This window comes from Pseudomonas sp. NBRC 111119, assembly GCF_001320125.1.
Classification (GTDB): Bacteria; Pseudomonadota; Gammaproteobacteria; order Pseudomonadales; family Pseudomonadaceae; genus Aquipseudomonas; species Aquipseudomonas parafulva.
In genome coordinates, this window is record NZ_BCAV01000070.1 from 1 (window position 1) to 22618 (window position 22618).

The 22618-nt window shown below is 62.7% G+C and carries 17 protein-coding genes; 11 read left to right on the top strand and 6 right to left on the bottom strand.

The genetic code is table 11. The features are described 5' to 3' along the window. Window positions 1-27 precede the first annotated feature (27 nt). The 4 genes from ligA to APH25_RS23150 all read right to left on the bottom strand — a co-directional run bounded on the left by ligA (window position 28) and on the right by APH25_RS23150 (window position 7708). Window positions 28-2358: an NAD-dependent DNA ligase LigA gene (ligA, locus tag APH25_RS23135; RefSeq protein ID WP_060483517.1), complete on the bottom strand. Its 2331-nt coding sequence runs from the start codon at window positions 2356-2358 to the stop codon at window positions 28-30. A gap of 98 nt (window positions 2359-2456) precedes the next feature. After that, on the bottom strand, window positions 2457-3350 hold the full coding sequence (zipA, locus tag APH25_RS23140) for a cell division protein ZipA (protein ID WP_060483518.1): 894 nt from the start codon (window positions 3348-3350) through the stop codon (window positions 2457-2459). A 206-nt stretch (window positions 3351-3556) separates the two neighbouring features. Then, window positions 3557-7045 carry a chromosome segregation protein SMC gene (smc, locus tag APH25_RS23145; protein ID WP_060483519.1) on the bottom strand — a complete coding sequence of 1163 codons (3489 nt, stop codon included), beginning with the start codon at window positions 7043-7045 and terminating at the stop codon, window positions 3557-3559. 3 nt (window positions 7046-7048) lie between these two features. Continuing rightward, the gene (locus APH25_RS23150; RefSeq protein WP_028632151.1) at window positions 7049-7708 is read right to left on the bottom strand and encodes a GntR family transcriptional regulator; all 660 of its coding nucleotides are present in this window, start codon (window positions 7706-7708) and stop codon (window positions 7049-7051) included. Between the two features lie 268 nt (window positions 7709-7976). On the opposite strand from APH25_RS23150, the gene xdhA reads away from it, so the two are divergent. From xdhA to guaD, 4 genes are read left to right on the top strand one after another with little or no spacing between them, the layout of a single operon-like run. Further along, on the top strand, window positions 7977-9431 hold the full coding sequence (gene xdhA / locus APH25_RS23155; RefSeq protein ID WP_060483520.1) for a xanthine dehydrogenase small subunit: 1455 nt from the start codon (window positions 7977-7979) through the stop codon (window positions 9429-9431). Beyond that, complete coding sequence (gene xdhB / locus APH25_RS23160) at window positions 9424-11823, top strand: xanthine dehydrogenase molybdopterin binding subunit (RefSeq protein WP_060483521.1); 2400 nt, start codon at window positions 9424-9426, stop codon at window positions 11821-11823. The genes xdhA and xdhB overlap by 8 nt, the downstream gene beginning before the upstream one ends. A gap of 10 nt (window positions 11824-11833) precedes the next feature. Beyond that, window positions 11834-12679, top strand: a complete 846-nt coding sequence (xdhC, locus tag APH25_RS23165; RefSeq protein ID WP_060483522.1) for a xanthine dehydrogenase accessory protein XdhC — start codon at window positions 11834-11836, stop codon at window positions 12677-12679. 10 nt (window positions 12680-12689) lie between these two features. Beyond that, entirely contained in the window at window positions 12690-14000 is a 1311-nt protein-coding gene (guaD, locus tag APH25_RS23170; RefSeq protein WP_060483523.1) for a guanine deaminase, read from the top strand. A 15-nt stretch (window positions 14001-14015) separates the two neighbouring features. On the opposite strand, the gene APH25_RS23175 is transcribed toward guaD, so the two are convergent. Further along, window positions 14016-14771 carry a GntR family transcriptional regulator gene (locus APH25_RS23175; protein WP_060483524.1) on the bottom strand — a complete coding sequence of 252 codons (756 nt, stop codon included), beginning with the start codon at window positions 14769-14771 and terminating at the stop codon, window positions 14016-14018. A 279-nt stretch (window positions 14772-15050) separates the two neighbouring features. Between APH25_RS23175 and APH25_RS23180 the strand changes: the two genes are divergently transcribed. From APH25_RS23180 to APH25_RS23190, 3 genes are all read left to right on the top strand, one after another. Then, window positions 15051-16400, top strand: coding sequence for an NCS2 family permease (locus APH25_RS23180; RefSeq protein WP_060483525.1), 1350 nt, complete (start codon window positions 15051-15053; stop codon window positions 16398-16400). 149 nt (window positions 16401-16549) lie between these two features. Then, window positions 16550-17560, top strand: coding sequence for an RHS repeat-associated core domain-containing protein (locus APH25_RS23185; RefSeq protein ID WP_060483526.1), 1011 nt, complete (start codon window positions 16550-16552; stop codon window positions 17558-17560). Window positions 17561-17611: 51 nt separating this feature from the next. Then, window positions 17612-18409: an RHS repeat-associated core domain-containing protein gene (locus tag APH25_RS23190; protein WP_177331219.1), complete on the top strand. Its 798-nt coding sequence runs from the start codon at window positions 17612-17614 to the stop codon at window positions 18407-18409. 39 nt (window positions 18410-18448) lie between these two features. Here APH25_RS23190 and uraH read toward each other — a convergent pair whose 3' ends face one another. Then, window positions 18449-18802: a hydroxyisourate hydrolase gene (gene uraH / locus APH25_RS23195; protein ID WP_060483528.1), complete on the bottom strand. Its 354-nt coding sequence runs from the start codon at window positions 18800-18802 to the stop codon at window positions 18449-18451. Between the two features lie 376 nt (window positions 18803-19178). Between uraH and puuE the strand changes: the two genes are divergently transcribed. From puuE to APH25_RS23215, 4 genes are read left to right on the top strand one after another with little or no spacing between them, the layout of a single operon-like run. Continuing rightward, window positions 19179-20105 carry an allantoinase PuuE gene (gene puuE / locus APH25_RS23200; RefSeq protein WP_060483529.1) on the top strand — a complete coding sequence of 309 codons (927 nt, stop codon included), beginning with the start codon at window positions 19179-19181 and terminating at the stop codon, window positions 20103-20105. After that, window positions 20105-20620: a 2-oxo-4-hydroxy-4-carboxy-5-ureidoimidazoline decarboxylase gene (gene uraD / locus APH25_RS23205; RefSeq protein WP_028632142.1), complete on the top strand. Its 516-nt coding sequence runs from the start codon at window positions 20105-20107 to the stop codon at window positions 20618-20620. The genes puuE and uraD overlap by 1 nt, the downstream gene beginning before the upstream one ends. Before the next feature lie 46 nt (window positions 20621-20666). Further along, window positions 20667-21170: an ureidoglycolate lyase gene (locus APH25_RS23210; RefSeq protein WP_060483530.1), complete on the top strand. Its 504-nt coding sequence runs from the start codon at window positions 20667-20669 to the stop codon at window positions 21168-21170. Between the two features lie 60 nt (window positions 21171-21230). Next, window positions 21231-22544, top strand: coding sequence for a urate hydroxylase PuuD (locus APH25_RS23215; protein ID WP_060483531.1), 1314 nt, complete (start codon window positions 21231-21233; stop codon window positions 22542-22544). Window positions 22545-22618: the final 74 nt, after the last annotated feature.

A 22618-nucleotide genomic window follows, 5' to 3' on the forward strand; every position in this document is an offset into this window, starting at 1 on the left:
GGGGCGGAGTGAGGCAGCTTGTGATTATCAGGCCGTTATACCGTGCCCTGCCAAAAACGCCACGAACGCCTCTTCATCCAGCACCTTGAGCCCCAACTCGCTGGCCTTGGCCAGCTTGGAGCCCGCACCGGGCCCTGCGACCACGCAGTGGGTCTTGCCAGAGACGGAGCCTGCCACCTTCGCCCCCAGGCTCTCCAGCTTGTCCTTGGCAATGTCGCGGCTCATGCGCTCGAGGGAACCGGTGAGCACCCAGGTTTGACCGGCCAGTGGCAAGCCTTCTGCCACTTTCTTCTCGCTGTGCCAATGCATGCCGAAGGCCAGCAACTGGGCTTCGATATCGCGGGCCAGTTGCTGATTGGCAGCATCACGGAAAAACTCACGTACAGCGTCAGCCTGTTTGGTATTGAGCGCCTGGCGCAGGTCGATACCATCGGCGGCGATGATCTTGTCCAGGCTATCGAGCTTGGCCACCAGCTTTTCAGCCCCGGTTGGGCCGACGGAGGCGATGTCCAGTTTGGCGATCAGGCCGGCAAGTGTGGTGCTGGCGGCAAACTCGGCAGCCAACTCACCTTCATCCTGCAATTGCATGCCACTGTCCAGAAGTTGCTGGATAACCTTCTGGTTGTGCTCGTCTTCAAAGAAGTTGTGAATTTCATACGCCACCTCCAGGCCGATGTCCGGCAGGTAGGTAAGCACCTGCGGCAAGGCCTGCTGTACACGCGCCAGGCTACCCAGCGAACGGGCCAGCACCTTGGCGGTTTCCTCGCCCACATCCGGAATGCCCAGGGCGTAGATGAAGCGTGCCAGGGTGGGTTGCTTGCTGGCTGCAATGGCATCCAGCAGTTTTTTGCTGGACACTTCGGCAAAGCCTTCCAGGCCCACCACCTGGTCGAACTCGAGCTTGTACAGTTCTGCAGGCGAGGCGATCAGGCCTTCGTCCACCAGCTGCTCGACGCTCTTCTCGCCCAGGCCGTCGATGTCCATGGCGCGGCGCGAAACGTAATGGATAATCGCCTGCTTGAGCTGGGCACCGCAGGCCAGGCGGCCGACACAGCGGTACACCGCACCTTCGCTGGTGGTTTCCTTGCCCTTGCTGCGCTTGACCAACTGGGTACGCTCTACCTGCGACCCACACACCGGGCACTGGCTGGGCACCTGCACCGGGCGGGCGTGCTCGGGGCGGCGCTCCAGCACCACCTGCATCACCTGAGGGATCACGTCCCCGGCACGCCGGATGATGACGGTATCGCCGATGCGCAAGCCCAGGCGGGCGATCTCGTCCATGTTATGCAGGGTGGCGTTGGACACCGTCACGCCGGCCACCTTCACCGGTTTCAGGCGCGCTACCGGCGTCACCGCCCCCGTACGCCCTACCTGGAACTCGACGTCCAGCACCTCGGTGAGCTCCTCCATGGCCGGGAACTTGTGGGCAATGGCCCAGCGCGGCTCACGCGCGCGGAACCCGAGCTCACGCTGGCTGGCCAGGCTGTTGACCTTGAACACCACACCGTCGATTTCATAGGGCAGGCTGTTGCGCCGCTCACCGATGTCGCGGTAGTACTCAAGGCACTGCTCAATGCCTGCTGCATGGCGCAACTCGCGGCTGATGGGCAGCCCCCAGGCCTTGAGCTGCTCAAGCGTGCCGATATGGCTGTCGGCGATGGGTGCAGCCACCTGGCCAACACCATAGCAGCAGAACTCCAGGGGCCGGCTGGCAGTGATTTTCGAGTCCAGTTGGCGCAGGCTGCCGGCAGCGGCGTTGCGCGGGTTGGCGAAGGTCTTGCCCCCGGCCTCGGCCTGGGTCGCGTTCAGCCGGTCGAAGCCGGCCTTGCTCATGAACACCTCGCCACGCACCTCAAGCACGGCTGGCCAGCCTTGGCCCTGCAGCTTGAGGGGAATGTTGCGCACGGTGCGCACGTTGGCGCTGATGTCCTCGCCGGTAGTGCCATCGCCCCGGGTTGCGCCCTGCACCAAGTGGCCATCCCGGTAAAGCAGGCTGACCGCCAGGCCGTCCAGCTTCGGTTCGCAGCTGTAGTCCACCGCGCCGGGCTGGTCGAGGCCCTCCACCACGCGGCGCCCGAATTCACGCAGGTCAGCCTCTTCGAAAGCGTTGCCCAGGCTGAGCATGGGCACTTCGTGACGCACCTGGCTGAACGCAGCCAGTGCCGCCCCACCAACGCGCTGGGTAGGCGAGTCGGGGGTGACCAGGTGCGGGTTATCGGCCTCAAGCGCCTTGAGCTCGTTGAACAGGCGGTCGTATTCGGCATCGGGAACACTGGGCTCGTCGAGCACGTAATAGCGGTAGTTGTGCTGGTCGAGCTCGGCACGCAGTTCGTGGATACGGGTTTCGGCGGTCATTTTCAGGATCTCTTGCAAAGCAAAAGAGCAGCACTGGGCTGCTCTTGCACTTGAAACAGGGTGGACAGGGCTTGGCCAGACCTATCCACTTGGGCACATCAACGCTTCTGGGTCAGCGCCCGGCGCTCGAACTCGACAATGCGCTGGCGGTAGTGCTCGATGGTCTGGGCGGTCAGCACGCTGCGCTGGTCGTCCTTGAGCTCGCCGTTGAGTTCGTGGGCCAGCTTGCGTGCTGCGGCCACCATCACGTCGAAGGCCTGCTTCGGGTGACGAGGGCCTGGCAGCCCCAGGAAGAAGCTGACGGCACGGGTGCTGAAGTGGTCGATGTCGTCCAGGTCGAACACGCCTGGCTTCACGGCGTTGGCCATGGAGAACAGCACTTCACCGTGACCGGCCATGCTTTCGTGGCGGTGGAAGATGTCCATTTCGCCGAAGCGCAGGCCGCTTTCCAGGATGTTCTGCAGCAATGCCGGGCCTTTGAAGCCGCCGTCGTCGCGGGAGATCACGCTGATCACCAGCACCTCTTCGGCAGGCGGCAGCTCCTTCACGCTGGTGTTGGCAGGCGCGGTGGACGTGTTGCGGGTATTGTCCGCGGCGAAGTCGTCATCGCTGTCGGCAAACAGGTCCGCTTCCCGGGGTTCGGCGGCAAGGCCCAGGTCGCCACGCGGGGCATCTGCCGCCGCAGCGGCACGCTTGGGACGCTTGCTGGCTTTGACCGGCTTCACTTCGCGGTCGCGGTCGCGGCCCGAAGCGCTGAGCGACGGCAGGTCGCTTTCGTCCAGCTCAGGCTCCTTGTGGTTATCCAGCACGCGGGAAGGGCCGAGCACCTCGGCGCTGCCACCCTCATCGTCCGCCACATTGGAATAACTGCGGTCCAGACGGAATTTCAACTTGCCCTTGCCGCCGCGCATGCGGCGCCAGCCGTCGAAAAGAATACCGGCAATGACAATGATGCCGATGACGATCAGCCACTCGCGCAGACCGATTTCCATGTAATCCCGTGCCTCTAATAAAAATATGCTTGAAAACAAAGGCTTCAAAGGCCTTTAACACGTGGCGCCAACTCTATGTTCTGACAGGCGTTTTACCCACGCAAAAAACGAGTGACATTAAGCTAGCACGACCAAAGACAACTTTACACCGTCTGTCACACATGACAGGGGTATTTCACCGCACAATTCGCCCTCAGGGCTGCGTATCACCCGTCGACCATGGCCATGGCCGCCTCCACATCAACTGCAACAAGACGTGAACAACCCGGTTCATGCATGGTCACCCCCATCAGCTGATCGGCCATTTCCATGGCGATCTTGTTGTGGGTGATGTAGATGAACTGCACGCTTTCACTCATCTCCTTCACCAGCCGGGCATACCGCCCGACGTTGGCATCGTCCAGCGGTGCGTCGACTTCGTCGAGCATGCAGAACGGTGCAGGGTTCAACTTGAAAATGGCGAAAACCAGCGCCAGTGCCGTCAGTGCCTTCTCGCCGCCGGACAGCAAATGGATGGTGCTGTTCTTCTTGCCCGGGGGGCGCGCCATGATCGTCACCCCTGTATCGAGTAAATCTTCGCCCGTCAGTTCCAGATAAGCGCTGCCACCACCGAAAACTTTTGGGAAAAGTGCCTGTAATCCGGCATTTATCTGATCGAAGGTATCCTTGAAGCGGTTGCGGGTTTCCTTGTCGATCTTGCGGATGACGTTTTCCAGGGTTTCCAGCGCTTCGACCAGGTCGGCATCCTGGGCGTCGAGGTAGCGCTTGCGCTCAGACTGCTGTTCGTATTCTTCGATGGCCGCCAGGTTGATGGCGCCCAGGCGCTGGATGCGCGCGTCCAGTTGCTCCAATGCCTGCTCGGTGCCCGGCTCGGTGGCTTCTGGCTCAAGCGTAGCCAGCACGCCTTGCAGGTCATAACCGTCGGCGAGCAGTTGCTCCTGCAACGTGTTGCGGCGTACATCCAGGCCCTGGCACTCCAGGCGCAGCTGTTCAAGCTGGCCGCGCAGCAACTGGGCCTGTTGCTCGGCCTGGGTGCGGCGTTTTTCGGCATCGCGCAGTTCGCGGTCGGCCTCGTCCATGTGCAGGCGCGCCTGGCGCATTTCCTCGTCGACCCCCATGCGCCGTTCCAGCAGTTCTTCGAGTTTGAGGCGCAGTTCTTCGAGGGGGGCTTCACCCTCCTCCAGGTTCAGGCTCAATTGCTCCTGCCGCTCGCTCAGGCGTGCCGCCTGCAGCTCCAGGCGCTCCAGGGCCTGACGGGTGGAGTCATGCTGGGCCCGCAGCGAGCCCAGGCGCACGGCCAGCTGGTGAGCATGGTCCTTGTGCTGGCGCGCGTCCTGGCGCAGCCGGTCCAGGCCCTCACGCAGCCGGTCACGCGACGCCATCAACTGCTCGCGCTGCTCGGTGTCCTGTGCCATCAGCTCCAAGGCCTCTTCCAGCAGCAGCCGGGACTCGCCCAACTGTTCGTGCTCAAGGGCGCGTTGCTCTTCCAGCTCGGCCAGCTCTTCCTGCAGCCGGCGACGGCGCAGTTCTACCTGTTCGGCGCGGGCACGCCCTGCCGACAGGCTGGCCTTGAGCTCACCGAGCAGGCGGTTCTCTTCCTGGGCGCGGCGGCGCAGTTGCTCGCGCTGCGCCTCCAGCGCCTGCTGCTGCTCGCGCAGGGCCTGGGCCTGCTGCTCAAGCTGCTGCAAAGCGTCAGCTTGCAGCAGCTGCTGTTGTTGCAATTGCTCGATTTCTTGCCCGCGGGCCAGCACCCCGCCTTCGCCGCTGCCACCGCGCCGGACCCGCAAGAAGCGCCGCCCTACCCAATAGCCGTCACGGCTCACCAGGCTCTGGCCCGGCGCCAGCGTGGCCCGCCGCCGCAGCGCCTCGGCAAGGTCCTCCACCGGTTGCACCTGCGCAAGCCAGGGGGCCAGGTCGGCGTGCCCCTGTACTTTGGCCAGTAAACTCCCAGGTATGGGCGCCGCCTCACCGCCTGCCTCCAGCAGGCACAGTTCGCCTTGCTCGAGGCCGGCCAGGTCCAACTGGTCGAAATCCTCCACCAGCACAGCCTGCAAGTCGGCGCCCAGCACCGTTTCCACGGCCAGCTCCCAGCCCGGCTCAACCCGCACGCTTTCGGCCAGGCGCGGGAGGTTGCTCAGGCCGCGCGCCTGCAGCCACTCGGTAGCCCCGGTGCCCGGTTCAAGGGCGGCCTGCTGCAACGCCTCCAGCGACGCCAGGCGGCCGCCCAGGCGCTGCTGGTCACCCTGGGCCTGCTGCTGGGCCTGCCCCGCTTGCTGCAATTGCTCGCGCACACGTTCCAGGTGTTCTACCAGCTGTTGTTCGTCGAGCTGCAACTCATCCAGCAGCAATTCACTGCTGGCCACTTGTTCGGCCCACTCGAGCATGGCCGCGCCCTGTGGGTCTTCACCCAACTGCGCACGCTCCTCGCCCAGTTTGCGCTGACGGTCTGCCAGGCGCTCCAGGCTGGTTTCAAGTTGCTGCAAGCGCGCCTGCTGCACTTCGGCCTGGCGCCGCGGCTCAGCAGAACGGCTGTTGAAGCTGTCCCATTGCTCCTGCCAACCCTGCACGCCGGCCTCGGCTTCTTCCAGGGCAGCGGCAGACAGTTCGGCGGCGGCAACCGTCATGTCCTGCTCAGGCTCGAGCATGGCCAGCTCTTCACCCAGGGTTGCGAGCAGCGTGCGGTCGTGGCCCAGGTGCGATTCGGTTTCCAGGCGCGTACGCTCGGCTTCCTTGAAGTCGTCCTGCAACTGGCGCAGGCGCTGCTGGCCATGCTGAATGCTCTGCTCCACCCGGGCAATGTCACCGGCCACCGAATAGAACCGCCCCTGCACCTGGTTGAAGCGCTCGGACAATTCATGATGGCCATCGCGCAGCCGCTCGATGCTGGCGTCAGCATTGCGTTGCTCGGCCACCAACGCCTCGTGGGACACGTCCTGGTCGCCGATCACCGCCTGGCGCTGGCGCACCCGCTCGTCCAGGTCGCGCCAGCGCAACGCCGACAACCGCGCTTTCAACTGCCGCTCCTGGGCCTTGAACTCACGGTACTTCTCTGCTGCCTGGGCTTGGCGCTGCAGGCGCTCCAGCTGGCGCTCCAGCTCTTCGCGCAGGTCGGTCAGGCGGGCGAGGTTTTCCTGGGTGCGGCGGATGCGGTTCTCGGTTTCGCGGCGGCGCTCCTTGTACTTGGAAATACCGGCCGCTTCTTCGATGAAGTTGCGCAGTTCCTCGGGCTTGGCCTCGATCAGCTTGGAGATCATGCCCTGCTCGATGATCGAGTAGCTGCGTGGGCCCAGGCCTGTGCCTAGGAAGATGTCGGTGATATCCCGGCGCCTGCACTTGGTGCCGTTCAGGTAATAGCTGTTCTGCCCGTCGCGGGTGACCTTGCGACGGATCGAGATTTCCGCATAGGCGGCATATTCGCCCACCAGGGTGGTTTCGCTGTTGTCGAACACCAGTTCGATGCTGGCCTGGCTGACCGGCTTGCGGCCGCTGGAGCCGTTGAAGATGACATCGGTCATCGACTCGCCGCGCAAGTTCTTGGCCGAGCTCTCGCCCATCACCCAGCGCACCGCGTCAATGATGTTGGACTTGCCACAGCCATTGGGGCCCACCACTGCGGCCATGTTGCTGGGGAAATTCACCGTGGTCGGGTCGACGAACGACTTGAACCCGGCCAGCCGAATGCACTTCAGGCGCATCGGTCAGCCTCGGCCCAGCGCCGCCAGCACCAGCTCGCAACTGCGCTGGCCGTAGGCGGTTAGCACCTCGCGAATGCGCGGCAGGTCACGCACGACCACGGCGTCGAGCAGGCGGGCGAACAGGTCCAGGTAATCGTTCATGCTGGCCTGGCGCTGGTCCAGCGACAGGTAGTAGGCGCGGCTCATGGCAGGCTGCAGGTTTTCGACCGTTTCCTGCAGGAAGGGGTTGTCGGCGAAGGGGTAAGCGGCGCGCATCACCGCAAAGCTCTCGGCCACGAACGCTTCGATGTCCCGCTGCTCATGGGCCAGCTGCAAGCGCTGCTGGATGGCCAGAAAGGGGCGCAAGTCGGCCTCCAGGCGCCATTTTTGTGCAACGGCATTGCCCAGCAGAATATAGAACTCGCTCATCAGCGCACACAGGCTGCGCACGCTGCGCTCGTCCAGCTCAGTCACGTGGGCCCCGCGGCGCGGCAGAATGGCGATCAGATGGCGGCGTTCGAGGATCAGCAGCGCCTCGCGCACCGAGCCACGGCTGACGTTGAGGGCCTGGGTAACCTTCAGCTCCTGGATGCGCTCGCCCGGCGCCAGCTCGCCGCGAATGATGCGCTCGGCCAGGTAGTCGGCAATCTGCTCGGAGAGGCTGTCCGGGGCCTTGAACGTCATGGTTTTCCTTCAAAATCATTGAACTGGGCACAAGGGGCGAAGTGTAGCGTAATTGCATACGCGTAGCGCAGAGGGGGCGCCGGGTTTATTTGACCGATGGGACAGCTGCCAGGTCGGCGCGATCTATGCTTGTAGCAAGCATGAAGCACACGCTTGGGCTTGACCGCGCATCATTTCCTGACCTTTGAGTCAGAAAATTATTGACCCGAAACGCGGGTGTTGCTTAGAGTCGGCCCAACAACAATAAAATCCTCTGCGAGGTCACCCCGTGATCCAGTTTCTCGTCAACCAGGTGCTGCGCAGCGAGCACGCCCTGGACCCGAACATGACCGTGCTTGAATACCTGCGCGGCCCGTTGGGCAAGACCGGTACCAAGGAAGGCTGCGCCAGTGGCGACTGCGGCGCCTGCACCGTGGTCGTCGGCGAACTCATCACCGGCCCCGATGGCACCGACAGCTTGCGCTACCGCAGCCTCAACGCCTGCCTTACGTTCGTTTCCAGCCTGCATGGCAAGCAACTGATCAGCGTCGAAGACCTCAAGCACCAGGGCCAGTTGCATAGCGTGCAGCAGGCCATGGCCGACTGCCACGGCTCGCAATGCGGCTTCTGCACCCCAGGCTTTGTGATGTCGCTGTTCGCGCTGCAAAAAAACAGCGACGGCCCCGACCTGCAGCGTGCCCAGGAAGCCCTGGCCGGTAACCTGTGCCGCTGCACCGGCTATCGGCCCATCCTCGATGCCGCCCAGGCGAGCTGCAGGCAACCGTGCCGCGACCAGTTCGATGAGCAGCAGGCCCACACCATCGCCCGCCTCAAGGCCATTGCCCCCACCCAGACCGGGGAGTTGAACAGCGGCGACAAGCGCTGCCTGGTGCCACTCACCGTGGCCGACCTGGCCGACCTGTACAGCTCGCACCCTGAGGCACGCCTGCTGGCTGGCGGCACCGACCTGGCGCTGGAAGTCACGCAGTTTCACAAGACGCTGCCGGTGATGATCTACGTGGGCCACGTGGCCGAACTCAAGCGCATCGAGAAAACCGCCACCCACCTGGAGATCGGCGCAGCCGCGAGCCTGACCGACTGCTATGGCGCCCTGCATGACGATTACTCGGACTTCGGTGCCCTGCTGCATCGGTTCGCCTCGCTGCAGATCCGCAACCAGGGCACGCTGGGCGGCAACATCGGCAATGCCTCGCCCATCGGTGACTCCCCACCCTTGCTGATCGCCCTGGATGCGCAGGTTGTGCTGCGCCAGGGCGAACGCCAGCGGACCTTGCCACTGGAGCAGTACTTCATCGACTACCGCGTCACCGCACGGCAGGAAAGCGAGTTCATCGAGAAGATCCTGGTGCCGCGGGCCAACCGTGAATGGGCATTCCGCGCCTACAAGGTTTCCAAGCGCCTGGACGACGATATCTCTGCGGTGTGCGCGGCCTTCAACCTGCGTATCGAAAACGGCGTGGTGCGTGAAGCGCGGGCTGCGTTCGGCGGCATGGCGGCCATCCCCAAGCGTGCCCGTGCCTGCGAAGCCGCCCTATGCGGCGCTGCCTGGAACCAGGCCACTGTGGAGCGCGCCTGCCAGGCCCTGGCCGAGGACTTCACGCCACTCAGCGACTTCCGCGCCAGCCAGCAATACCGCTTGCTCGCCGCTCAAAACCTGTTGCGCAAATACTTCATCGAACAGCAATCGCCGCACATCGAAACCCGGGTGACCGCTTATGTCTAACCATCAGATCGCCAAGAGCCAGGCCGAGATGGCCGAGCTGTTCAGCCAGGACCTCACCACCGGTGTGGGGCGCAGCGTCAAGCACGACAGCGCCGACAAGCATGTGGCCGGCGAGGCGGTGTACATCGACGACCGCCTGGAGTTTCCCAACCAGTTGCATGTCTACGCCCGTACCGCCGACCGGGCCCACGCCCGCATCGTGCGAATAGACACCACGCCGTGCTACGCCTTCGAAGGGGTGCGCATCGCCATCACCCATGAAGACATCCCAGGCCTCAAGGACATCGGCCCGGTGGTGGCAGGTGACCCGCTGCTGGCCATCGACAAGGTCGAGTTCTTCGGCCAGCCGGTATTGGCGGTGGCCGCGCGCGACCTGGACACTGCCCGCCGCGCGGCCCTGGCCGCCATCGTCGAGTACGAAGACCTGGAGCCGGTGCTGGATGTGGTGCAGGCACTGCGCAACAAGCATTTTGTGCTCGACAGCCACACCCACCAGCGCGGCGACAGCGCAGCGGCGCTGGCCAGTGCCCCGCACCGGCTGCAAGGCACCCTGCACATCGGCGGCCAGGAGCATTTCTACCTCGAAACGCAGATCTCTTCGGTGATGCCCAGCGAAGACGGCGGCATGATCGTCTATTGCTCCACCCAGAACCCTACCGAAGTGCAGAAGCTGGTGGCCGAAGTGCTGGACGTGCCCATGCACAAAGTGGTGCTGGACATGCGCCGCATGGGCGGCGGCTTCGGCGGCAAGGAAACCCAGGCCGCCAGCCCCGCCTGCCTGTGCGCCGTCATCGCCCGCCTGACCGGCCAGCCCGCCAAGATGCGCCTGCCACGGGTCGAAGACATGACCATGACCGGCAAGCGCCACCCGTTCTACGTGGAATACGACGTGGGCTTCGACGCCACCGGCCGGCTGCACGGCATCAACCTCGACCTGGCCGGCAACTGCGGCTACTCGCCCGACCTGTCCGGCTCGATCGTGGACCGCGCCATGTTCCACTCCGACAACGCCTACTACCTGGGCGATGCCACCGTGCACGGGCACCGCTGCAAAACCAACACCGCCTCCAACACGGCCTACCGTGGTTTCGGCGGGCCGCAAGGGATGGTGGCCATCGAACAGGTCATGGACCACATCGCCCGGTATCTGGGGCTGGACCCGCTGAGCGTGCGCAAGGCCAACTACTACGGCAAGACCGAGCGCAACGTCACCCACTACTACCAGACCGTCGAGCACAACATGCTCGAGGAGATGACGGCCGAGCTGGAAGCCAGCTGCGATTACGCCGAGCGCCGCGAGGCCATCCGCCGCTTCAACGCTGCCAGCCCGGTACTGAAAAAGGGCCTGGCGCTGACCCCGGTCAAATTCGGTATCTCGTTCACCGCCACGTTCCTCAACCAGGCCGGGGCGCTGATCCACATCTATACCGACGGCAGCATCCACCTGAACCACGGCGGCACAGAAATGGGCCAGGGGCTGAACACCAAGGTGGCGCAAGTGGTCGCGCAGGTGTTCCAGGTGGATATCAGCCGCATACAGATCACCGCCACCAACACGGACAAGGTGCCCAACACCTCGCCAACGGCAGCCTCCAGCGGGGCCGACCTGAACGGCAAGGCGGCGCAGAACGCAGCAGAAATTCTGAAAAAACGGCTGACCGAATTCGCCGCCCGCCATTACCAGGTCACCGAGGAAGACGTGGAGTTTCGCAATGGCCACGTACGCGTGCGCGAACAGCTCGTGAGCTTCGAACAGCTGGTGCAGCAGGCGTATTTCGGCCAGGTGTCGCTGTCCACCACGGGCTTTTACCGCACGCCGAAGATCTTCTATGACCGCAGCCAGGCACGTGGCCGGCCCTTCTACTACTACGCATTTGGTGCCGCCTGCGTGGAAGTGGTGATCGACACCCTGACCGGCGAGTACCGCATGTTGCGCGCCGACATTCTCCACGACGTAGGGGACTCGCTGAACCCGGCCATCGACATCGGCCAGGTGGAAGGCGGCTTCATCCAGGGCATGGGCTGGCTGACCACCGAGGAACTGGTGTGGAACAGCAAGGGCAAGCTGATGACCAATGGCCCGGCCAGCTACAAGATCCCGGCCGTGGCCGACATGCCGCTGGACCTGCGGGTGAAGCTGGTGGAAAACCGCAAGAACCCGGAGGACACGGTGTTCCATTCCAAGGCCGTGGGTGAGCCCCCCTTCATGCTCGGCATCGCTGCCTGGTGTGCGATCAAGGATGCCGTGGCCAGCATTGCCGATTACCGGGTACAGCCACAGGTGGATGCACCGGCGACGCCGGAGCGGGTGTTGTGGGGCTGTGAACAGATGCGCAAGGCGGAGGCTGCCGTGCAACCGGCGGTGCTCGAACTGGACACTGTGAACCACTGAGGGCTGCATCATGCATCAATGGATCAATGCCCTTGCCGACCACCAGGCCCGTGGCGAGGCCTGCGTGCTGGTGACCATCATCGAGGAGCGCGGCTCCACCCCGCGCAATGCCGGCTCGAAGATGGTGGTCAGTGCCACCGGGCTGTTCGACACCATCGGTGGCGGCCACCTGGAATACAAGGCCCTGCACATCGCCCGGCAGATGCTCGACGAGCAGCGCACCTCGCCACACCTGGAGCGCTTCAGCCTGGGCGCCAGCCTGGGCCAGTGCTGCGGTGGCGTCACCGTGTTGCTGTTCGAGCCCATGGCCACGGTGCAGGCGCACATCGCCGTGTTCGGCGCGGGCCATGTGGGCCGCGCTCTGGTACCCTTGCTGGCTGCCCTGCCCTGCCGGGTGCGCTGGATCGATTCGCGTGCGCAGGAGTTTCCGGCTTTCATTCCTGACGGGGTTACCCAGGTTGTCAGTGAAGAGCCGGTAGACGAAGTGCAGCACCTGCCGCCGGGCAGCTACTGCATCGTCATGACCCACAACCACCCGCTTGACCTCGAACTGACCGCCGCCATCCTCAAGCGTAACGAGTTCACCTGGTTCGGCCTGATTGGCTCGAAAACCAAGCGTGTGAAGTTCGAGCATCGCCTGCGCGAGCGCGGCCATGACCCTGCGGTGATCGCGCGCATGCGCTGCCCGATGGGCCTGGCCGAGGTCAAAGGCAAGCTGCCGATCGAGATTGCCGTGTCCATCGCCGGCGAAATCATCGCCACCTACAACGCCCGCTTCGGCCAGCACGACGCTGCCGCCAATGCCGGCCCCATTGCCCAGTTGCTGCCGCCCTCCCGGCGCAGCCAAGCTATTTGACGAGTGAGATATGACCGTTACCCGCAAAGCCTACCGTGCCGCCATCCTGCACAGCATCGCCGACCCCGCCGAGGTCGGCCTGGAGGCCTCCCACGCGTACTTCGAAGATGGCCTGCTGGTGGTCGACCAGGGGCGCATCAGTGCCGTCGGCCACGCTGCCGACTTGCTGCCGACCCTGCCTGCCGACATGCCGGTGGAGCACTACCCGGACGCGCTGATTACCCCGGGCTTCATCGACACCCATATCCACTTCCCGCAGACCGGCATGATCGGCTCCTACGGCGAGCAGCTGCTGGACTGGCTGAACACCTACACCTTCCCCTGTGAAAAGCAGTTCGCCGACAAGGGCCACGCCGATAACGTCGCGAAAATCTTCCTGAAGGAGCTGCTGCGTAACGGCACCACCACCGCGCTGGTGTTCGGCAGCGTGCACCCTGAATCGGTCAATGCCCTGTTCGAAGAAGCAGAACGCCTGGACCTGCGCCTGATTGCCGGTAAAGTGATGATGGACCGCAACGCACCGGACTACCTCACCGACACCGCCGAGTCGGGTTATGCCCAGAGCAAGGCCCTGATCGAGCGCTGGCACGGCAAGGGCCGCCTGCACTACGCCGTTACCCCCCGCTTCGCGCCGACCAGCACGCCCGAGCAACTGGCCATGGCCGGGCGGTTGCTCAAGGAGCACCCTGGGGTGTACCTGCACACGCACCTGTCGGAAAACCTGAAGGAAATCGACTGGGTAAAATCGCTGTTCCCGGAACAGAAAGGCTACCTGGATGTGTACGACCACTTCGAGCTGCTGGGTGAGCGCTCGGTCTTTGCCCATGGCGTGCACCTGTGCGACGAAGAATGCCAGCGCCTGGCAGACACCGGTTCGGCAGTGGCGTTCTGCCCCACCTCCAACCTGTTCCTGGGCAGCGGCCTGTTCAACCTGCCCCAGGCCGAGCGCTTCAAGGTCAATGTGGGCCTGGGTACCGACGTGGGTGCCGGCACCAGTTTCTCCCTGCTCAACACCCTGAATGAGGCCTACAAGGTGATGCAGCTGCGGGGCGCGCGCCTGCACCCGTACAAATCGCTGTACCTGGCCACCCTGGGCGGTGCCCGTGCGCTGCGCCTGGACGACCGGATCGGCAGCCTGCGCCCGGGTAACGACGCGGACTTCGTGGTGCTGGACTACAAGGCCACGCCACTGCTGGACTACCGGATCCAGCAGTCCAAGAGCATCGAGGAAACATTGTTCGTGCTCACCACCCTGGGCGATGACCGCACCATTCGCGAAACCTACGCAGCGGGGCGCTGCGTGCATCAACGCGACGCCTGATGCACCCGCAAGGTGTCAGCCTTTGGCTGCCACCTTGGGTTTCTTCAGCAAATGGGAGAACACCGCATGCAGGTCGTCCGAGGCGCTTTCTTCGTCCAGATTCAGCTTGCTGTCGATGTGGTCCATGTGGTGCATCATCAGGCTCACCGCCTGGGCCGCATCGCGCGCCTCGATGGCATCGATCAGTTGCATGTGCTCGTCGTACGAACAGTGCGAACGGTTGCCGCTTTCGTACTGGGCGATGATCAGCGAGGTTTGCGATACCAGGCTGCGCTGGAAGCTCACCAACGGCGCATTGCCTGCAGCCTCGGCCAGCTTGAGGTGGAATTCGCCGGACAGGCGAATACCTGCGCCGCGATCACCCCGGGAAAAGCTGTCGCGCTCTTCACGCACCATGTGGCGCAGCTCGGCCAGTTGTTCGGCGGTGGCGTGCTGTACCGCCAGTTCGGTGATGGCCCGTTCCACCATGCGCCGCGAGAAAAACACCTGGCGCGCCTCTTCTACCGTGGGGCTGGCAACCACTGCGCCGCGGTTGGGCCGTAGCAGCACCACGCTTTCGTGGGCCAGACGCGACAGGGCGCGGCGGATGATGGTGCGGCTGACGCCGAAGATCTCGCCCAGGGCTTCCTCGCTCAACTTGGTGCCCGGCGCCAGGCGCTGCTCCAGGATGGCCTCGAAAATGTGCGCGTAGACGATGTCGTCCTGGGTGCCACTGCGGCCGGCCTTGCCGGCACGCGCAGGTTTTTTCAGAGGTTGCAGCTGGTCGTTCATGGGCGCTCGAGCATGAAAGAAGGTATGGCGTCATTGTACACAGGCTGAGCCGTTTCTGCAGGTGGCCTTTTGCGCATATAGCGAATGTACGGCGCACTGCGCATACAAAATAAAAAACAGTATTTGCATTCTTTGTACACAAACGCATAATCGCCCTGTCAGTTTCCTGACCTATAGGTCAACAAAAACCGGTGACTGCCACCCCTCTCGGAGCCGCCAAGTGCATTGCTCAGGACAACGGGCTCCATAACAACAAGAAAGACTTGAGGAGTACTCGCTGTGGAAAGCCGCAAATCCGAAGCCCCCCTGCTGGATGCTGCACCGCCCCGCGAAACGGGCTGGCTGGAACGCATCTTCAAACTCAGGCTGCACGGCAGTACCGTCAGAACCGAGCTTATCGCCGGGGTGACCACGTTCATCACCATGGCCTACATCATCTTCGTCAACCCCAACATCATGGCCGACGCCGGCATCGACCACGGTGCGGCGTTTGTCGCCACCTGCATCGCCGCCGCGCTGGGCTGCCTGCTGATGGGTCTGTACGCTAACTGGCCGGTTGGCCTGGCGCCTGGCATGGGCCTGAATGCCTTCTTCACCTACACCGTGGTCGGCACCATGGGCTACAACTGGGAAACGGCGCTGGGCGCGGTATTTGTGTCAGGCGTGCTGTTCATGTTCCTGACCCTGTCCAGGGTGCGCGAGTGGCTGCTCAACAGTATTCCTGTGAGCCTGCGCCACGCCATGGGTGCGGGCGTGGGCCTGTTTCTTGGGCTGATCGGCCTGAAAACCGCCGGCATCATCGTTGCCAGCCCATCCACGCTGATCAAGCTGGGCTCGTTGCACGAACCGGCGCCGCTGCTGGCGGCTGTGTGCTTCCTGCTGATCGCCATCCTCAGCTACAAGCGGGTGTTCGGCGCCATTCTGATCAGCATCATCGGCGTTACTGTGGCGGGGTGGGGCCTGGGCCTGGTGAAGTTTGGCGGCGTGGTCTCGATGCCGCCAAGCCTGGCCCCTACCTGGATGGCCATGGACGTGGCCGGTGTGTTCAACGTCAGCATGATCAGCGTAGTGCTGGCATTTCTGTTCGTGCACATGTTCGACACGGCGGGCACGCTGATGGGTGTGGCCCAGCGGGCCAACCTGGTGGCGCCGGACGGGCGTATCGAAAACCTGTCCAGGGCGCTGAAGGCCGACAGTGCCTCGAGCGTATTCGGTGCCGTGGTCGGCGTACCGCCGGTGACCAGCTACGTTGAAAGCGCCGCCGGGGTAGCCGCCGGCGGCCGCACGGGCCTGACTGCCGTGGTGGTGGGCGTGCTGTTCATCGCCGCCATGTTCTTCGCCCCGCTGGCGGGCATGATCCCGGCCTACGCCACCGCCGGCGCCCTGATCTACGTGGCGATGCTGATGATGGGAAGTATGGCGCACATCAATTGGGACGAAGCCACCGACAGCATCCCGGCAATCGTCACGGTGATCATGATGCCGCTGACCTTTTCGGTTGCCGACGGTATTGCGCTGGGTTTTATCAGTTATGTGGCGTTGAAGGCCGGCACCGGCAAATACAAAGAGGTTTCCGCCAGCCTGTGGGTGCTGTGCGTGATCTTTATTGCCAAGTTTGTGTTCCTCTGACGTGACGACGCTCCGCGAGCTGATGAGATGGCTGTGCATTCCATCAGACCGCGGAAGCCTGAATAAACTATCAATTTTGCCAGTTGCTGGCCTCTCGCCGCCTCGTCAATGTCCAGTTTCAGATGACTGTTAGGTGGAGCAGAGCCAGCATGATCTATTTTTATCAAGGCGAGGCGCTCCGTAGCCTGAACAAACACCATTCGCATACTTCCATCATTCGAGCCAGTGGCCAGACGCTTGCGCTGCAAGATGACGAGGGCGCTGTACGCAAGGTGTGTGCTGACCGCCAAGGCTCTGCATTACAGGTCGCGGGTTTTCTCCAGGCGTTTAGCCCTTATGGGTATTTGCCAGCGGAATCATCTTGCGAAATCGGCTTTGCAGGCCTGCACCTCGATCGTCTCACACACCTTTACCCCTACGGCAATGGTTATAGATGGTACAGCCCGATGGCCATGCGCTTTCTGAGACCTGATTACGTGAGCCCTTTCGGTGCAGGCGGGCTGAACGCTTACGCATTCCTAGGGGGGGACGTGGTGAATAGGACCGACCCAGACGGTCGCTCGCCTGTGCCCATAGGCATCCAATCGTTAGGCCGAACCACGGGGCGAGGCGTAAGTGCTGTCACCAATCTCTGGCGTCGTAGGGGCGGCTTTATCAACTATCAAATTGATCAAAATGGGGTGCCGTCCGAACTGATCATGGGCCACGGGCTTCCCGGCTCAGTTGCGCCCATGAATGCCAACCGTACGCGCACTCCCAAGATCCTCAGGGCAGAACCCTTCGCAGAGCATATGTACCAACACGGTGTTGACCTGTCCACCAAGGACAAGAACATTCTCGCGTGTTTCTCTGCAGACCCAAGAGGCTCGGGGTTGCCCTCATTTATTGAAGAGTTGCAATGGGTCACGGGGGGTACCACGACCGGCTACAGGGGCCCAGTAAAAGCTGCCCCCATCATGGACTTCGGGTCATTACTAAGGGGCAGGCCGAGCGAGTTCCTACACTATCAAATTGTCTCTCACCAACCCGTACCCCTTTACCCGAATGCACCGTATGGCACGCCCTCGCCGGACGTTATTAAAGTCTACTCGCTGGCCTCCTCCGAGGTACCTGACATCGTAGGAAGGATTCGCAGGGCGCGCAGTGTAGCCACTGGATGATACGTTCAACGAATGCCCGCCGCGCTCACTCGGCTCTAGAGGACGTGCTCAATGTATTTTATGACTAACGCTTATACGCCCTATGGCTACGCCAGAATCAACTGCGGAGTAACGGGTTTCAACGGCGAATGCCGTGACACCGTTTCAGGCGTCTATCACCTCGGCAATGGGCACCGCCTGTACAACCCCAGGTGCGGGAGGTTTCATAGCCCAGACAGCCACAGCCCATTCGGGGAGGGTGGTGTTAACGCGTATGCCTATTGCGAAGGAGATCCCATTAATTACCAGGATACCTCCGGGCAAAGCCGCTGGTTTGCGATGGCCTATTCCAGCGCGAGACGCATAACGCCAAGGTCTGCGCTCACGGTGTCAGCGGGGACTGGGCTGACCGCTTATGTTTACCAGCATCGAGAGTTGGTTGCGGAGTTTGTTTCGGCCATCAAGCATTCAATGATCCCAGGTGAGTTCACCCTGAAAGACGCCTCCCCTGCCCGACAGATGCTGGACCAACGGGTAGCGGTCAGCAACCGGGTATTCAACCGGGGCCTGAAGATCACGAACCGGACACTTGCCAGCAACGGTAACGGCAGTGTGGGGTACCGACAGGCAGAGCAATATGTATCCGATAGCTGGAATGAGGAATGGTCGGACACCTTCAAGTTTGCGCGGTCCGCAGGCCGGTGGGCCGAAAAGGCACTGGCGCGACGTCGACCAGACGCAGTAGCGGGTGCGGTAATGAACAGTGCCAGTGCAGTTCTGGCATCCGCCCACGATCACACGATGTACAAGATGGGAGGGGTGTTTACGGAGGCCTACACGATACGGGGCAAAAAAGGCCCGCCAGTGTGAGAGCGGGCAAGGACCTACGAAGATACCGGCTACGACCTATCAACTCCCCCGGTAAGTCGAATAACTGTACGGCGAGATCAGCAACGGCACATGGTAGTGCTCCTGCTGTTCATCAATGCCAAAACGCAGCACCACCACATCCAGAAACGCCTGGGCCGGCAATGGCGTGCCGCGGGCGCGGTAATAGTCACCTGCGCTGAACTGCAGCTGGTACACACCCGTGCGGTAGTTGTCGCCTTGCAGCAGCGGCGCATCGACGCGGCCATCACTGTTGGTCAGCGCTGTATTTACCAGCTCCAGCTGCTGGCCTTCAACGCGGTAGAGCTCCACCTTGATGGAGCTGCCCGGGCAGCCGTGGGCGGCATCGAGTACGTGCGTGGTCAAACGTCCCATCTGCTTGTGGCCTCTTGTTCATCAATGGGCAAAATGTACACAACCGCTGCACCGCAACAGCGCACGCAGTGTGCCTGACGGGTGTCATTAAGACAGTTGAAGCCATAATTGTACACAATTTTCTGCCTCATCCAGAAACCGATAGTCTCAGCTCAGGAAGCGGCTTGGTTGCAGCGGGCTCGCAGGGGCGTGCATTATTAACTGACCATTCAGGCAGGTTTCTTGCAAGTGTTCAGAACGCGACAAATGGGCAGAAATGCGGAAAAACAGGCTTACAAAAGATTTCATAAGTTGTATACAATCAGCCCATCCGGTGGTGCGACACAGCGACGCGGCCCGCCCACCCCCGCACAAACGCACAAGAAGGAAGACTGCAGTGAGCGCTGACTATCCTCGCGACCTGATCGGTTACGGTAACACCCCTCCTCACCCGCACTGGCCAGGCAATGCCCGCATTGCACTGTCTTTCGTGCTGAACTACGAAGAAGGCGGCGAGCGCAACATCCTGCACGGTGACAAGGAATCCGAAGCCTTCCTGTCGGAAATGGTCGCTGCCCAGCCGCTGCAGGGTGTGCGCAACCAGAGCATGGAGTCGCTTTACGAGTATGGCAGCCGCGCCGGGGTATGGCGCCTGCTCAAGTTGTTCAAGGACAGCGGCGTGCCGCTGACCATCTTCGCCGTGGCCATGGCAGCCCAGCGCCACCCTGACGTGATCCGCGCCATGGCCGAAGCCGGCCACGAGATCTGCAGCCACGGTTACCGCTGGATCGACTACCAGTACATGGACGAGGCCCAGGAACGCGAGCACATGCTCGAAGCCATCCGCATCCTCACCGAAATCACCGGCGAGCGCCCCCTGGGCTGGTACACCGGCCGTACCGGCCCCAATACCCGCCGCCTGGTAATGGAAGAAGGCGGCTTTTTGTACGACAGCGACACCTACGACGATGACCTGCCCTACTGGGAGCCCCGCAACCCGACCGGCAAACCGCACCTGGTGATCCCGTACACCCTGGACACCAACGACATGCGCTTCACCCAGGTGCAGGGGTTCAATTGCGGCGAACAGTTCTACCAGTACCTGAAGGATGCCTTCGACGTGCTGTACGCCGAGGGCGCCGAAGCGCCCAAGATGCTCTCCATCGGCCTGCACTGCCGCCTGGTAGGTCGCCCGGCAAGGCTGGCAGCGCTCAAGCGCTTCGTCGACTACGCCAAGAGCCATGAGCAGGTCTGGTTTGCACGGCGCGTAGACATCGCACGCCACTGGCACGCCACCCACCCGTACCGCAAAGGGAACGCCTGATGACCGCTTTCAACACCCTCCAACCCTCCACCCTGGGCCGCGAAGCATTCGTCGAGGCATTTGCCGACATCTACGAACATTCGCCTTGGGTCGCTGAAAAGGCGTACGACCTGGGCCAGCCCCATGAGCTGGACCAGGTCGAAGCACTGCACCAGCGCATGAGCACTATCCTGCTCGATGCACCGCACGCTGACCAACTGGCCTTGATCAACGCCCACCCGGATCTGGCCGGCAAGGCTGCCGTGCAAGGCGAGCTGACGGCATCGAGCACCAACGAACAGGCCGGTGCGGGCATCCACCAGTGCACTGCGGCAGAGTTCGCCCGCTTCACCGAGCTGAACGATGCCTACAAAGCCAAGTTCCAGTTCCCGTTCATCATGGCGGTGCGTGGCAGCAACCGGCACCAGATACTGGCCGCATTCGAGCAGCGTATTCACAACGACCCCGAAGCCGAGTTCCGCGAAGCGCTGACGCAAATCAACCAGATTGCCCTGTTCCGCCTGCAGCAGCTGTAACCCCCGACGATTCTTTAGAACAACGCACAACAGAAGAGATAACCGCATGCGCACCCTGATGATCGAGCCCCTGACCAAAGAAGCCTTCGCCCCCTTCGGTGACGTGATCGAAACCGATGGCAGCGACCACTTCATGATCAACAACGGCTCGACCATGCGCTTTCACAAGCTCGCCACGGTCGAAACCGCCGAGCCTGAAGACAACGCCATCATCAGCATCTTCCGCGCCGAAGCGCTGGACATGCCGCTGACCGTGCGCATGTTGGAACGCCATCCGCTGGGCAGCCAGGCTTTCATCCCGCTGCTCGGCAACCCCTTTCTGATCGTGGTCGCGCCCGTTGGCGATGCACCTGTATCAGGTCTGGTCCGTGCCTTCCGCAGTAATGGCAGGCAGGGCGTCAATTACCATCGCGGCGTCTGGCACCACCCGGTGCTGACGATCGAAAAGCGGGATGACTTCCTGGTGGTTGATCGCAGTGGTGCAGGTAACAACTGCGATGAGCATTACTTCAGCGAGGAGCAGATGCTGATCCTCAATCCCCACCAATAAGAAAAGGTCGGTCATGCCCCGTCATCGTCCCGGGGCTGTGGTCGGCAAGAGGTACATACTGTGGAAGCACACCTTCACGAGTGGCTGAACCTGAGCATTCGCTGGGTTCACATGATCACCGGCGTGGCCTGGATCGGTGCATCGTTCTACTTCGTCTGGCTGGAAAACAACCTCAACCGCAGCAACCCGCGCGATGGATTGTCGGGTGATTTGTGGGCCATACACGGGGGGGGTATCTACCACCTCGAAAAATACAAGCTGGCACCGCCGAAAATGCCCGAGAACCTGCACTGGTTCAAATGGGAAGCCTACTTCACCTGGATGTCCGGCATTGCCCTGCTGTGCGTGGTGTTCTACTGGAACCCAACGCTGTACCTGCTGGCCCCGGGCAGTACCCTGAGCGGCGCCGAGGGCGTGGCCATCGGTATCGGTTCGCTGGTGGCCGGCTGGTTCGTCTACGACTTCCTCTGCGACTCGCCGCTGGGCAAAAAGCCCATGCTGCTGGGTGCGGTGCTGTTCGTGCTGATCATCGCGGCCTGCTGGGGCTTCAGCCTGGTGTTCAGCGGCCGTGGCGCCTACCTGCACACAGGCGCCATCATCGGCACCATCATGGTCGGCAACGTGTTCCGCATCATCATGCCGGCCCAGCGCCAGCTGGTGGCGGCGATCGAGAACAACACCACGCCCGACCCTTTGCTGCCGGCCAAGGGGTTGCTGCGTTCGCGCCATAACAACTACTTCACCTTGCCGGTGCTGTTCATCATGATCAGCAACCACTTCCCCAGCACTTATGGCAGCCAGTACAACTGGCTGATCCTGGCCGGGATCGCCGTGGCCGCAGTGCTCATCCGCCACTATTTCAACACACGCCACGACAGCAACAAGTACGCCTGGACCCTGCCCGCCGGCGCCCTGGCGATGATCTGCCTGGCCTACGTCACCGGCCCCCGGCCAATGGCCGTGAGCCCTGAGCAAGCTGCCGCGAAGGTGGAGTACCAGCCACTGCCGGCCACGGCAGTGGGCGGCAAGACTGCCGCTGAGCGGCGCGCCGAGCAGGCGGCCAAACCGGCTGAAGCCGCCGCTCCCGCGCAAGCGGCTGCCCAGGCAGGTGGCGACAGTTTCGACAAGATTCACAACGTCATCCAGGAACGCTGCACCGTGTGCCATTCGTCCAAACCGACCAGCCCACTGTTCAGCGCCGCCCCGGCCGGCGTGATGTTCGACACCCCGCAGCAGATCCAGGCCCAGGCTGCGCGCATCCAGGCGCAGGCCGTGGCCAGCCAGATCATGCCGCTGGGCAACATCACCCAGATGACCACCGAAGAGCGCAAGCTGGTGGGTGACTGGATCGCCAAAGGCGCCCCAGTCAACTGACCACACCCCGCCGGCCAACCCACCCCCGAGGGCATTCCCTTGCAGGGGTGGGCTTGCCGAGCACCTGACTGGCG

Excerpts from the sequence above, each read along its gene's own strand:
- ligA (WP_060483517.1), bottom strand. The coding sequence starts at position 2,358 with ATGACCGCCGAAACCCGTATCCACGAACTGCGTGCCGAGCTCGACCAG.
- zipA (WP_060483518.1), bottom strand. The coding sequence starts at position 3,350 with ATGGAAATCGGTCTGCGCGAGTGGCTGATCGTCATCGGCATCATTGTC.
- smc (WP_060483519.1), bottom strand. The coding sequence starts at position 7,045 with ATGCGCCTGAAGTGCATTCGGCTGGCCGGGTTCAAGTCGTTCGTCGAC.
- APH25_RS23150 (WP_028632151.1), bottom strand. The coding sequence starts at position 7,708 with ATGACGTTCAAGGCCCCGGACAGCCTCTCCGAGCAGATTGCCGACTAC.
- xdhB (WP_060483521.1), top strand. The coding sequence starts at position 9,424 with ATGTCTAACCATCAGATCGCCAAGAGCCAGGCCGAGATGGCCGAGCTG.
- xdhC (WP_060483522.1), top strand. The coding sequence starts at position 11,834 with ATGCATCAATGGATCAATGCCCTTGCCGACCACCAGGCCCGTGGCGAG.
- guaD (WP_060483523.1), top strand. The coding sequence starts at position 12,690 with ATGACCGTTACCCGCAAAGCCTACCGTGCCGCCATCCTGCACAGCATC.
- APH25_RS23175 (WP_060483524.1), bottom strand. The coding sequence starts at position 14,771 with ATGAACGACCAGCTGCAACCTCTGAAAAAACCTGCGCGTGCCGGCAAG.
- APH25_RS23185 (WP_060483526.1), top strand. The coding sequence starts at position 16,550 with ATGATCTATTTTTATCAAGGCGAGGCGCTCCGTAGCCTGAACAAACAC.
- APH25_RS23190 (WP_177331219.1), top strand. The coding sequence starts at position 17,612 with ATGTATTTTATGACTAACGCTTATACGCCCTATGGCTACGCCAGAATC.
- uraH (WP_060483528.1), bottom strand. The coding sequence starts at position 18,802 with ATGGGACGTTTGACCACGCACGTACTCGATGCCGCCCACGGCTGCCCG.
- uraD (WP_028632142.1), top strand. The coding sequence starts at position 20,105 with ATGACCGCTTTCAACACCCTCCAACCCTCCACCCTGGGCCGCGAAGCA.
- APH25_RS23210 (WP_060483530.1), top strand. The coding sequence starts at position 20,667 with ATGCGCACCCTGATGATCGAGCCCCTGACCAAAGAAGCCTTCGCCCCC.